The sequence below is a fragment of the bacterium genome (genome assembly GCA_019637795.1).
Classification (GTDB): Bacteria; Desulfobacterota; Binatia; order HRBIN30; family CADEER01; genus JAHBUY01.
Map to the genome: position 1 here is coordinate 321,107 of JAHBUY010000004.1, position 12,278 is coordinate 333,384.

Consider the following 12,278-nt stretch of genomic DNA (forward strand, 5'->3'; position numbering starts at 1 on the left):
GCCACGAAAGGTTCCAATGTTCACCGTCATTACGATCATCCACATTCTCGCCTGCATCTTCCTGGTGCTGGTCGTCCTGCTCCAGACCGGCAAGGGTGCCGACATGGGCGCCGTCTTCGGCGGCTCCAGCTCGACGGTCTTCGGCAGCTCCGGCGCCGGCAACCTGCTCACCAAGCTGACCGCCGGGACGGCTATCGTCTTCATGCTGACCTCGCTCGGCCTGACCTACTTCTCGGCCCGCCGCAACAGTGCCACGGTTTTCGATGCCGCTCCGGCAGCTCCGGCCTCGGCGCCGGCGCCGGATGCCGCGCCGCCGGTCGCCCCGGCGCCAGATGCACCGGCCGCCGACCAGGCACCTGCGGTGCCGGCCGGGAATCCGTAATCCCTCCCTGCCACGCGAGGATGGCGGAATTGGCAGACGCGCTAGGTTGAGGGCCTAGTGGGGTAAAACCCGTGGGGGTTCAAATCCCCCTCCTCGCACTCCAAAGGCTGCGCTGGGAGACCGGCGCGGCCTTTCTACCTCCCATCCTGCTTCGCATCTCGGTCTCGTCACCGGGCGCGCCCTCTCGCAGCTCGGAGCCTACGCAGGGACCAAGTGCAGGATCCCCCGCTCGGTCCGGCGCGCGGATCCGCCCTTTGAGCTCACTCGGCACACGCTGACCGTGCCAGGTCCCAACGCCCACGAGCACGGGGAGGCGGTGAAGGCTCCTCCTCGCGATCCGGGCTCGGAGGCCGCTCAGTGTGGCCACGGACAAGGCCCCAGGCGCGGCTACGATCGCCCTGACGGCCGGTATGGTCGCCTCCAACTAGCCCGGTGCGATGCCGACACTCGAGGCGCCACCCCGTTGTCCGGAGGCACGGCCGCTCGACCCAGCCCAAAAAGAAAGGGCGGGAGCTTTCGCCCCCGCCCTTCCGTACGGAGCTGATCGATTTCGGTTACGGCAGGACGATGAAGTCGGGGTTGGCGCGATCGCCCTGGAAGTGGACGTTGAAGTCCGCCAGCCCGCTGCTTTCGTGGACCTCGTGCGCCACCGCCAGCAGGCCGCTGCCGATCGGGTTGATGCGCGTCTGGCCGGTCAGCGTCCCCGACACGCCAGCGCTGAAGATCGAACGCTCGTTCTGCGTCGTGTCGATGTTCGAGATCAGCGAGAACTGCTTGCACTGCATCGGCCGGCTGGTGGAGAAGCGCTGCTCGAACTCGTTGTAGACCAGGTACTGGACCACGGCCGCGCCCGGCTTCTGGCGCAGGTAGTCCTCGCTGCACGGCACCAGTTCGAGCACCGTCCCGATCTGCGAGCCGTCGTTGCTCACCGGGTCCTCGGCGCCATCGAAGAAGTGGTTGAGGATGAGGAAGTTCGGGCAGCCGTTGTACTCCGCATCCGGCCCACCGAGCACCAACACGTTGTCGTCGTTGACCGCACCTTCGATCGCCTGGATGCCGATCGCATTGTGCTTGGCCACCGTGAGATCGAGGCCGTCATTCACTTGCAGCGTCGCCTCGCCCTTGATGACGTTGCGGTCGATGGGCACGCCGTCCTGATCGACGACGATGCAGCGCAGGCTGCCGAGGAACGGCGATTCCGGCACCGGCGGGATCCGGCTGCCGGCGTTGCTGCTGCCGCCGATGCCGAAGTTGGTCACCCCGTCGATGGCGAACTTCCCGAATGCCTTGGGCGGGAAGGTGGAGAACCCAGCCACCCCCGACGAAGCCAGCCAGCCCATCGGCTGGCGCGGCGTCAGTCGGATGCGGAAGTCCGTCTCGTTCCACCCCGGCAGGCAGACGCCGCAGCCGGCGCCCGGGATGCAGCACTCCTGCGCCGCCTCGCACACCTGTCCGGTGTTGGTGCAGTGCGCGTTCGCGTTCTCGTAGAAGCAGTGCACGTTGACCGGATCGGTCGACGTGTTGCTCAGTTGCACGATCGTGTCGATCGCCCCGCCGACGAAGCTCGAATCGGCGTAGATGATGCTCGGCCACTCGAGGATCGCCGCCGCGCGATCGGACGTCACATCCGCTCTCGCGGTTCCCACCCCACCGATCGCAAGAGCCGCGGCGAGTCCCACCGTCCAGCTCGCCCAACGCACCTGTCGCATGATTGTCGTCTCCTTTCCCCTTTGGCGCACGCTTGTACCGGCCTCGGATCAGCGAACCTGGTCCGGCGGGATCGTGATCAGGTCGTGCTGCGGCCGCTCGCCTTCGACGTGCAGGTTCACGTCCGCCGTCGCGATGTAGCCGTCGTCGTCGTCGCTCGAATACGCCTCGGTCTGCACCATCATGAAGCCCGAGTTGGTCTGCGCCGACGGCCGCAGCCGCGTCTGCGCGAACGACGTGCCCAGCGCCGCGTAGCTGAAGGTGACCGGGTTGACCTCGTCCAAGCTCAGCTCGTCCCAGCAGGTCACCTGCGTCGACGACGAGAAGGCCGTCTCGAACTCGTTCCAGGTGTTGATCGCGATCGTCACCGTCTGCGGCGCCTGGGTCTCGAAGTTCTGCGTGCACGGCACGATCGTCCACGCCGTCTCGACCGACCCGTTGGCCACCGTCGGGTTCGGCGCCCCCTGCGCGAAGTGGTTGGCGATCCAGAACTGCGGGCAGGCGTCGTACTCGGCGCCGTTCGGGCACTCCTCGCTCGGCTCCCCGCCGAGACAGAGGACGTTGTCGCCGTCGTTGTTCTCGTTACCGATGACGCCGATCGCGTTGTACTTCGCGACGTCCTGCACGTCCCCGTTGCAGTCGGAGTCGCTGTAGCAGGGCGTATCGAGGGTCTCGAGCACGCAGCGGCCGTCATTCGGGTCGAGCGGGCTGCCGGGATTGCACACGTTGAAGGTCGTGGTCGTCGCCTCGCCCTTCAGATGGTTGCCGGACAGCGGCGCCCCCGACGGATCGACCTCGATGCACTTCAACTCGCCGGTGAAGTACTCCACCACCGGTGGCACCCGGCCGGGATCGATGCCGGCGTCGTTGCAGCCGTAGAAGCCGCCGCTCGGCAGGCCGCCACTCTGCCCGACCGGCAGCGCCGTGTTGCTGCACGGCGGATCGGCCGCATTGACCAGACGGCCCTGCGACACCACCCAGTGCGTCGGCTGCTGCTTGGTCAGCCAGATGTCGAAATCCGTCTCGATCCACAGCGGCGGATTGAACACGCTGCGCGGCTCGTTCGGACGGGTGAGCGCGCCATTCACATAGAAGCAATGCGCGTGCACCATCGAATTCGAGGTGTTGGTGATCTGGATGACCGTGTCACGCGTGCCATCGGCGATCACCTTCGGAAAGACCAGGATCGACGCGCTCTTCTCGGTGGTCACCTGGGCTTGCGCACCCCCGACCACCAGTCCCACCAGAGCCGCGGCCATGAGCCCGACTCGTCCTCGCTGCCTACGCATTAGCCTCCTCCTTTCGGTCACGGCCCATTCGCCGCGCCACCATGCCGTACCGCGTTGCCCCGTGGGTGGCTACGGCAAATAGATGAAATCACTCTGGGGGCGACGCCCCTGGAAGTGCAGATTCTTGCCCGTCCCGCTCAGGGTCCGCTGCGCATCGACCAGGTCGCAGGTCGGGAACTGATACTTTGGCCCCTGGCAGCGGAACTCCTCGGCGATGCCGAGGAGCGTGTTGCCGCCGCGCCCGACGTTGTCGTCGTTGACCACGCCGCGGATGCGCGACTGGCCGGTCAAGGTGCCGGCGACACCCGCGCTGAAGATCGAACGCGTGTTGTCGCTGGTCTCCATGTTGGAGAGCTGGATCTCCTTGAAGCAGTCGACCGTGCGGCTGGTCGAGAAGCGCTGCTCGAACTCGTTGAAGACCAGGAACTGCGCCACCGTCCGCGACAGGTCCAAGCGGCGCTCCTCGAAATCCTCCGTGCAGGGGATCAGCGTCAGATCAGTCGCCAAACGGACCTGATAGTCGGCCGCCACGCAGTCGGCGTCCGACGAGCAGCGGTTCCCGGTGAGGGTGCAGGTGTTGTTGCCGAGGTTGCAGGTGTTCTGGCAGTCCGCGTCCGTCGCGCAGGCGGTGTCGGTAACGCTGCAGGTGGCCCCCAGGCAGGTGTTCTTGGTGCACTCGGCGTCGGTGTCGCACGGAGTGCGGCTCAGGCTGCAGACCGAATCCACGCACACATTCTGCAACACCGGATCGACCGCGCCGTCGAAGAAGTGGTCGAGGATGAGGATGTTGGGGCAGCCCTCGTATTCGGCAGCGCTGGCATCGCCGCCGAGAACCAAGGTGCGATTGCGGTTGCCGGTGCCCGGTATGGCGGGAATGCCCACCGCGTTGTAGCCGAGGAGTTGCATGCGCGACTGCGGCCCCATCGAACGGCCGATCAACGCCGTGCCGATGAGGTCATTGCGCGCCACCGGCTGCCCGTTCTCGTCGACCGCGATGCACTTGAGCTCGCCGATGAAGGGATCGTCCGGCGACAGCGGGATCGCGCCTTCGTTGGTCTGCCCACCCGGCCCGACGCGGCCGAGCGGACTGCCGTCAAGCGGCAGGCACGGCTGGATGACGCAGCGATTGCCGGCGCCGCACTGGGTGTCGCGTTGACACTTCGTCGCCGGGCTGTTCGAGCAGAAGCCGTCGAGGAACGGGCAGTTGGTGCTCTGTCCCTTGGACACCGCCCAGCCGGTCGGCTGTTCGCGCGTCAGACGGAAGGTGAAGTCGTTCGGCTGCCAGTTGTCGATGCAGCTTCCGATGAAGATCTGGCCGCCGATGTTCGCCTGGCAGGAGAGCTGGTTCGGGAAGCAACTGCCGCCCGGAATGGAGCAGATCGGGGTCGCGTTGACGTAGAAGCAGTAGACGTTGATCGGCGTGTCGGAGACGTTGCTCATGCGGATCAGCGTGTCGAGACCGTTGGCCGTGTCGACGAGCAGCTTGGGGAAAACCAGGATGGCCGCCGGATGGTCGGAGCCGATATCCGCCCGGGCCCGCCCCCCGGCCGCCAAGCCGAGGCCGAGCGCGAGCGCCATCGTCAGCACCAATCGCACGCCCATCTTCGCGCCCCGCCCCATCATCCTCACGGGCCCTCCGGAATGAAGATCAGGTCGGTCTTGTCGCGCGTGCCCTGTTCGTGGAGGTTGAACGCCACCCGCGCCGTGAGCCCGTCGATCGGCACGATCGTGTGATACTCTTCACTGATGCCGACGAAGCCCGAGTTGGCAGCGTCCGACGGCCGCATCTGCGTCTCCACGAACCGCGTCTGCGAGACCAGCACGCCGAAGATGTTGCTGATGTCGCTCAGCAGAAAGCTGCGCCAGCAATCGACCGTCGTGCTGGCGGAGAAGCGCTGCTCGTACTCGTTGACGCCGATGAACTGGACGACGATGCGCGTCGCTTCCTGCCGCTCGTAGTCGGCGCGACATGGAACCAACGTCACCTGGGTCTGCACGCTCGACAGATCGGCAAAGATCGGGTTGTCAGCCCCGCCGGCGAATTGGCTCAGGATCGCCTTCTGGCCGCACCCCTCGTACTCCGCACCGCTCGGGCAGTCGTCGCTGACGCCGCCGCCGAGGCAGAGGACGTTGTCGCCGTTGTTACTGAAGGGCTCGCCGAGCAGCCCGACCGCGTTGTACTTGGTCGCCTGGCCGTCGTTGTAGACGATGGTCCCCTCGCCCTTCAGGTGATTGCCGCTGATCGGCGCGCCGGACTGGTCGACCTCGATGCAGCGCAACTCGCCCTGGAAGGGGAAGCTCGCGACCGGCGGGACGCGCCCCGGATCGAGACCCGCGCCGTCGCAGTCGTACTTGCCGGTGGTGCGGTCGCACGGCTCGTCGGACGGGTTGGTGAAGCGACCGACACCGGCCGCCCAGTGCGTCGGCTGCTGCTTGGTCAACCAGATGTTGAAGTCGACCTCCTGCCACTGCGGCTGGCAGACGCCCGAGCAGGTGCCGGCCAGACAGTCGCCACTGCCCAGGCAGATCGGCGTCGCGTCGACGTAGAAGCAATGCGCGTGCACCATGGAATTCGAGGTGTTGCTGATCTGAATGATGGTGTCGCGGCTGCTGTCGTAGACGATCTTGGGGAAGATGAGAATCGAGCTCGAGCGCTCGGTGGTCGACTCGGCCGACGCGGGACGAGCGACGGCGGCGACGAGCATCAGGGCGCTCACCGCCCACCATGCGATCGATGCCATGCGCGTCATACGCATTCCCTGCGCGCCATCAGCGCATCGCCGGGCTGTCGTCGAGAACACCGCCTCCCCCATCACGTCTGTCGGCAATCGGCCGAACCAGCTGCTCCGCAGGATGCCCCCGTATAGAGAGTTGCCCCAAAAGTGTCAAGGAAAAAGCCCGCGGCGACAGCGTCTTTGTCCAGGTTTGGCAAGCGCGATGGGCTCGGACTCATACCGGTGTGAACCAGTTGCGGTATCGGGGCTCTTCGCCGCGCACGATTTTGGCGTATGCGGCTTGCAGTTGCCGAGTCACCGGACCGGGGGTGCCGTCGCCGATGCGGCGATCGTCGAGCTCGCGGATGGGCGTGATCTCAGCCGCCGTGCCGGTGAGAAAGGCCTCGTCGGCGATGTAGACCTCGTCGCGGCTGAATCGGTCTTCGCGGCACACGATGCCCTGCTCCTCGAGCTGGGTCATGACCGTGTCGCGGGTGATGCCAGGCAGAACCGAGGTCAGCGGCGAGGTCTTCACCCGCCCGCCCTTGACGATGAAGATGTTCTCGCCGCTGCACTCGGCGACGAAGCCGTCGGTGTCGAGCATCAGCGCCTCGTCGTAGCCCGACCGCCGCACCTCGACGCTGGCCAGGATGGAGTTCACGTAGTGCCCCACCACCTTGGCCTTGCTCATCAGCGAGTTGACCGGAAATCGCTGAAATGACGACGTTTTCACCCGAATGCCGTCGCGCACGCCGGCGTCGCCGAGGTACGAACCCCACGGCCAGACGACGATCGCCACCCGCACCGGGTTGTTCACCGCTGCCAGACCCATCTCGCCATCGCCGAGGAACACCAGCGGGCGGATGTAGCAGGACTGCATCCGATTGCGGCGCACGGTTTCGATGCAGGCGTCGTTGATCTGCTGGCGGGTGAACGGGATCTCGATGCCGATGATGTGGGCGGAGGCGAACAGCCGCTCCGTGTGCTCGGTCAGGCGAAAGATGCCCGACCCGCCGGCGCCGCCGTAGCAGCGGATGCCCTCGAAGACACCGAGGCCGTAGTGCAGCGTGTGCGTCAACACGTGCACCGTCGCGGCCTCCCAGGGGACGAACCTTCCGTCCAGCCAGATGTGCTCCGTGCGCTCCATCGCGGCGAAGCGGCAGAGCTAACGAAGCGCTGCCGGCAAGTCAACGCGAAGGGCCGAGATGACCGCCCCTCCATGCCCTTGAAATGGGCCGCGGGCCCAGACCGGAGGACGGGCCAGCCGACGCTTCGAAGCCGAGATGCTGAGCGGAAGGTGCGCAGAGGCTCCTGCCGGCCTCCGCGTCTGGCGCCTGTCAGCGACTCAGCCCCGAGGAAGCCGTCGACTCCGCCGAGCGCATGGCGCTGCTGGCGAGCCACTGCGCCGCGTCGCGAACGGCGCGATCCGCCAAGGCGGCGCGGCGGTCCCGCCCGCGGCCGGCGATCCCCTCGGCGGGGAAGAGGCCGTAGTTGGCGTTCATCGGCTGGAAATCGCGCCGGGCGCGGTCGGTGACGTACGCAAGCAGCGAGCCGAGCGCGGTGGTCGGCGGCGGCAGCAGCAGCGGCCGCTCGTCCATGAGCCGCACGGCATTCAGCCCGGCGAGGATACCGCTGGCCGCCGATTCGACGTAGCCCTCGACGCCGATCAGTTGTCCGGCGAGGAAGGCGTCCGACCGGCGCCGCAGTTGCAGGGTGGGCTCCAGGGCGCGCGGCGAGTCGATGAAGGTGTTGCGGTGCAGGCTGCCGAGGCGCACGAACTCCGCCCGCGCCAGGCCCGGGATCATGCGCAGCACGCGGCGCTGCTCGGGATAGGTCATCTTGGTCTGGAAGCCGACCAGGTTGTAGAGCGTCGCCGCCGCGTTGTCCTGACGCGCCTGCGCCACCGCGAACGGGCGGCGGCCGGTGCGCGGATCGGTGAGTCCGACCGGACGCATCGGACCGAAGGCGAGCGTGTCGCGGCCGCGCCGCGCCATCTCCTCGATCGGCATGCAGCCCTCGAAATAGACGCAGCGCTCGAAGTCGCGGGTCGGAACCTTCTCCGCCGCCAGCACCGCATCGATGAAGGCGTAGTACTCGTCGCGCGTGAACGGGAAGTTGAGATAGTCGTCGCCGCCCTTGCCGTAGCGCGACTGCGAGAACGCGACCTCACGATCGATCGAGTGCGCGGCGACGATCGGCGCAATGGCGTCGTAGAAGTACAGGTGGCGGGTCCCGAGCAGCGCCTGCAATGCCGCCGAGAGCGCCGGCGAGGTGAGCGGTCCGGTGGCGATGATCACGACGCCCCCGGGGATCTCGCTGACCTCCTCGCGCCGCATCGTGATGCGGGGATGCGATGCGATCGCCGCCGTCATCGCCGCCGCGAAGCCGCCGCGATCGACCGCCAGCGCCGAGCCCGCGGGCACTGCGTGCGCGTCGGCGCACTGCATGACCAGCGAGCCGAGCTGGCGCATCTCCTCCTTGAGCAGGCCGACCGCCGTGTCGCGCGAGTTGTTGCGGAAGGAGTTCGAGCAGACGAGCTCGGCGAGCGCGTCGGTCTCGTGCGCCTCGGTGCGGCGCAGCGGTCGCATCTCGAAGAGCTCGACCTCGCAGCCGGCATGCGCGGCGGCCCAGGCGGCTTCGCAGCCCGCGAGCCCGCCGCCAACCACGGTGAGCCGGCGGCTCACTCCTCCTCCGGCTCGGCGATCTGCTCCTTGTAGTCGCAGCCCTCGCTCAGGCAGCGGCGCACCGTGCCGGCGCGCTTGGTCGTCTTCTCGACCACGAACGGCGCCTCGCACAGCGGACACGGCTCCGGCACCGGCCGATCCCAGGTGGCGAAGCGGCAGTGCGGATAGCGCCCGCAGGAGAAGAAGATCTTCCCCGCCCGCGAGCGCTTCTCCATGATCTCGCCTTCCTTGCAGTCCGGACAGGTGATGCCCGTCGGCACCGGCCGCACCATCTGGCGCGTCGTCTTGCATTCGGGGTAGCCGCTGCAGCCGAGGAACTTCCCGAAACGCCCGAAGCGGATCTGCATCGGCCGGCCGCACTGCTCGCAGACCTCGTTGGTCGTCTCCTCCTGCGCGACCTTGATCACCCCGTCGGCGTCGCGTTCGAAGTTCGCCGTGCTCTTGCACTCCGGGTAGCTCGAGCAGGCGAGGAACTCGCCGCCGCGGCCCCATTTCACCACCATCGGCGCGGCGCACTTCGGGCACGTGATGTCGGTCGGCTGGCCACTGCGCTTGACGTCGCGCATGTTCTGCGCCGCCTGCGCGAGGTCGCGCGCGAACGGCTCGTAGAAGCGGCGCATCGCCTCGACCCAGTTCTGCTTGCCCTCCTCGATGTCGTCGAGGACGGTCTCCATGCCAGCGGTGAACTCGACGTTGAGGATGTCCGGAAACGCCTGCACCAGCAGGTCGGTGACCAGGAAGCCGAGCTCGGTCGGTCGCAGGCGGCGCTGCTTGTCCTCCTGCACGTACTCCTTGGCGAGAATGGTCGAGATGATCGCCGCGTAGGTGGACGGCCGGCCGATCCCCTTCTCCTCGAGCTCCTTGATCAGGGTCGCCTGGCTGAAGCGCGGCGGCGGCTGGGTGAAGTGCTGCTCCGGCAGCAGGTCGCGCAGCGTCAGCGACTGCCCCTCGCTGAGCACCGGCAGCGCGTGCTCGTCGTCGTCGTCGCCTTCGGCCGGCTCCTCGTCGCGCCCTTCGGTGTACACGCGAATGAAGCCGTCGAACTTCATGACCTGGCCGGTGGCGCGGAAGGTGGTGTCGGCGGCGCGGATGTCGACCGTCGTCTGGTCGAACACCGCCGGCATCATCTGACTGGCGACGAAGCGGTTCCAGATCAGGGTGTACAGCGCCAGCTCCTCCTTGGAGAGGAACGCCGCCACCGCGTCCGGCGGCCGCTCCATCGAGGTCGGGCGAATCGCCTCGTGCGCGTCCTGCGCGCCCTTCTTGGTCTTGTAGAAGACCGCCTGCTCGGGCAGGTACGGCTTGCCGTAGCGTTCGCCGATCAGGTTGCGCACCTCGGCCAGCGCGTCGTCGGCGATGCGCACCGAATCGGTGCGCATGTAGGTGATCAAGCCGACCGGCCCGGCGTCACCGAGCTCGACGCCTTCGTAGAGACGCTGGGCAATGCGCATCGTCCGGTTCGGCGCGTAACCGAGCTTGCGCGACGCTTCCTGCTGCAGCCGCGAGGTGATGAACGGCGGCGTCGGGAAGCGGCGCCGCTCCTTGCGCTCGACTTTGGTGACCGTCCACGTCGCCTCGCGCAGGCGGGCGACCAGATCCGTCGCTGCCGCCTCGTTCTCGACCCGGAACTTCTCCGGATCGAGCCGGTTGTCGCCGATGCGGATGAGACGCGCCGGGAACACCGGCGGCGCGCCCGCTTCGAGCTGGGCGGTGATCGACCAGTACTCGACCTTCTGGAAGGCCTGGATCTCGCGCTCGCGCTCGCACACCACGCGCACGGCGACCGACTGGACGCGCCCCGCCGAGAGGCCGCGCCGCACCTTGTTCCAGAGCAGCGGGCTGATCTGGTAGCCGACCAGGCGATCGAGGATGCGCCGCGTCTGCTGCGCCTCGAAGAGGTTCTGGTCGAGATCCTTGGGGTGCTTGAGGGCCTCCTGCACCGCCTTCTTGGTGATTTCGTTGAACAACACCCGGCGCACCTTGGTCTTCTTGCCGTCGAGGCGGTGCGCGATGTGCCAGGCGATCGCCTCGCCCTCGCGATCCGGGTCGGGCGCCAGAAACACCGTCTCCTTGCCCTTCGCCGCCTGCCGCAGCTCGGTGATGATCTTCGACTTGCCGTGGATGACCGTGTACTCGGGGGCGAAGTCGCGCTCGATGTCGACCCCGAGCTTGCTCTTCGGCAGGTCGACGAGGTGGCCGACCGACGCTTTCACCTGGTAATCGCGCCCCAGGTACTTGGTGAGCGTCCGCGCCTTGGCCGGCGACTCGACGATGACGAGGTGCTTGGCCATGTCGCCTCAGTGCGCCGTCGGCGCGCCGCCGCGCGCGAACTGCTGGCCGGGGAGCTGGCGCACCAAACCGCGCAGCTCCAACAGCAGGAGGCTCTCGAGCAACGCCCCGGCGCTCAGCCGCGTGCGTCCGATCAGCTCGTCGATGCCGCGCGGCGTCTCATCGAGCTCCGCCAGCACCGTCGCCTCGACACCCGCCACCACCGGCGCCGCCGGCCGCGCCGCGGTGCGGAGGTGGGGCGCGATCTCGCGCAGCACGTCTTCCGGCCCCTCGACCAGCGCCGCGCCGTCGCGCAGTAGCTGATGCGTTCCACGCGTCCGGACACCCACCGGACCGGGCACCGCGAACACCTCCCGCCCCTGCTCGGCCGCGTAACGGGCGGTGATGAGAGAGCCGCTGCGCTCCGCCGCCTCGACCACGATGGTGCCCAGGCACATGCCGCTAATGATGCGATTTCTTCCGGGAAAGTTCTCGGCGTCTGGGGCCGCGCCCATGGGATACTCGGACACGACGGCGCCGTTGCGAGCGATCTGCATGGACAGGCGATGATGCTCACTCGGGTAGATCACGTCAATCCCGCTTCCCAGAACGGCGATGGTCCGCCCCCCGGCACGCAGGGCCGCGTCATGGGCCGCGGCGTCGATTCCGCGCGCCATGCCGCTGACGATCGTGATGCCCCGGGCTGCCAATCCCTCGCCGAGCTGCGCCGTCATCTGCCGGCCGTACGGGCTGGCGTCCCGCGACCCCACCAGGGCGACCGCCAGTGCGTCCCGGTCGATGGGCTCGCCGCGGGCGTGGAGGTACAGCGGCGGATCCGGAATGTGGCGCAGGAGGTCCGGGTAGCTCGCGTCCTCCCAGGTGATCAGCCGGCCGCCGGCCCGGTCGAGACGGGCGAGTTGGTCGTCGACATCCGCCCAGCGACTGAACCCGCGCAGCGCCGCCCGCACCTCCCGCCGCACGCCGATCCGCTGCAGCTCGCGATCACCGGCCGCGAACACCGCCTCGGGCGAGCCGAGGGCGCGCACCAGGCCCACCCCGAGCACGTTGCCGATGCCCGATACCAGCTTCAGAGCGATCCACGCCCCCCATCCGACCCGCGACCTCACCGGGACGAGCTCTTCAGCGAAGACGCGAAGACGCGGCGCCCCGCGGCAGACGCGCCGGCGCCCTCGGCACGACTTCGCGTCTTCGCGCCTTCGCGTCGCAGAGGTTC

At 67.9% G+C, this 12,278-nt stretch carries 9 protein-coding genes and 1 tRNA gene; 2 read left to right on the plus strand and 8 right to left on the minus strand.

Annotated features, from left to right (window positions below; all coding sequences use genetic code 11):
* Positions 1-16: 16 nt before the first annotated feature.
* Positions 17-382 carry a preprotein translocase subunit SecG gene (gene secG / locus KF840_15435; protein ID MBX3026301.1) on the plus strand — a complete coding sequence of 122 codons (366 nt, stop codon included), beginning with the start codon at positions 17-19 and terminating at the stop codon, positions 380-382.
* Positions 383-396: 14 nt separating this feature from the next.
* A tRNA-Leu gene (locus KF840_15440) sits at positions 397-480 on the plus strand.
* Between the two features lie 456 nt (positions 481-936).
* Here the strand turns inward: KF840_15440 and KF840_15445 are convergent.
* The 8 genes from KF840_15445 to dprA all read right to left on the minus strand — a co-directional run bounded on the left by KF840_15445 (position 937) and on the right by dprA (position 12,171).
* A complete protein-coding gene (locus KF840_15445) occupies positions 937-2,007 on the minus strand; it encodes a hypothetical protein (GenBank protein MBX3026302.1) in 1,071 nt (356 codons plus the stop codon).
* A gap of 132 nt (positions 2,008-2,139) precedes the next feature.
* A complete protein-coding gene (locus KF840_15450) occupies positions 2,140-3,348 on the minus strand; it encodes a hypothetical protein (protein ID MBX3026303.1) in 1,209 nt (402 codons plus the stop codon).
* 99 nt (positions 3,349-3,447) lie between these two features.
* Positions 3,448-4,980 carry a hypothetical protein gene (locus KF840_15455; GenBank protein ID MBX3026304.1) on the minus strand — a complete coding sequence of 511 codons (1,533 nt, stop codon included), beginning with the start codon at positions 4,978-4,980 and terminating at the stop codon, positions 3,448-3,450.
* Positions 4,981-5,003: 23 nt separating this feature from the next.
* Positions 5,004-6,119 carry a hypothetical protein gene (locus KF840_15460; GenBank protein MBX3026305.1) on the minus strand — a complete coding sequence of 372 codons (1,116 nt, stop codon included), beginning with the start codon at positions 6,117-6,119 and terminating at the stop codon, positions 5,004-5,006.
* 208 nt (positions 6,120-6,327) lie between these two features.
* A complete protein-coding gene (locus tag KF840_15465; GenBank protein ID MBX3026306.1) occupies positions 6,328-7,239 on the minus strand; it encodes a branched-chain amino acid transaminase in 912 nt (303 codons plus the stop codon).
* A 190-nt stretch (positions 7,240-7,429) separates the two neighbouring features.
* Positions 7,430-8,776 carry a methylenetetrahydrofolate--tRNA-(uracil(54)-C(5))-methyltransferase (FADH(2)-oxidizing) TrmFO gene (trmFO, locus tag KF840_15470; protein ID MBX3026307.1) on the minus strand — a complete coding sequence of 449 codons (1,347 nt, stop codon included), beginning with the start codon at positions 8,774-8,776 and terminating at the stop codon, positions 7,430-7,432.
* On the minus strand, positions 8,773-11,067 hold the full coding sequence (gene topA, locus KF840_15475; protein MBX3026308.1) for a type I DNA topoisomerase: 2,295 nt from the start codon (positions 11,065-11,067) through the stop codon (positions 8,773-8,775). The genes trmFO and topA overlap by 4 nt, the downstream gene beginning before the upstream one ends.
* 6 nt (positions 11,068-11,073) lie before the next feature.
* A complete protein-coding gene (gene dprA / locus KF840_15480; protein MBX3026309.1) occupies positions 11,074-12,171 on the minus strand; it encodes a DNA-processing protein DprA in 1,098 nt (365 codons plus the stop codon).
* Between the last annotated feature and the right edge of the window lie 107 nt (positions 12,172-12,278).

Coding starts and splice junctions, on each gene's coding strand:
- KF840_15450 (MBX3026303.1), bottom strand. CDS start 3,348: ATGGCCGCGGCTCTGGTGGGACTGGTGGTCGGGGGTGCGCAAGCCCAG.
- topA (MBX3026308.1), bottom strand. CDS start 11,067: ATGGCCAAGCACCTCGTCATCGTCGAGTCGCCGGCCAAGGCGCGGACG.
- secG (MBX3026301.1), top strand. CDS start 17: ATGTTCACCGTCATTACGATCATCCACATTCTCGCCTGCATCTTCCTG.
- KF840_15460 (MBX3026305.1), bottom strand. CDS start 6,119: ATGGCATCGATCGCATGGTGGGCGGTGAGCGCCCTGATGCTCGTCGCC.
- KF840_15455 (MBX3026304.1), bottom strand. CDS start 4,980: ATGGGCGTGCGATTGGTGCTGACGATGGCGCTCGCGCTCGGCCTCGGC.
- KF840_15465 (MBX3026306.1), bottom strand. CDS start 7,239: ATGGAGCGCACGGAGCACATCTGGCTGGACGGAAGGTTCGTCCCCTGG.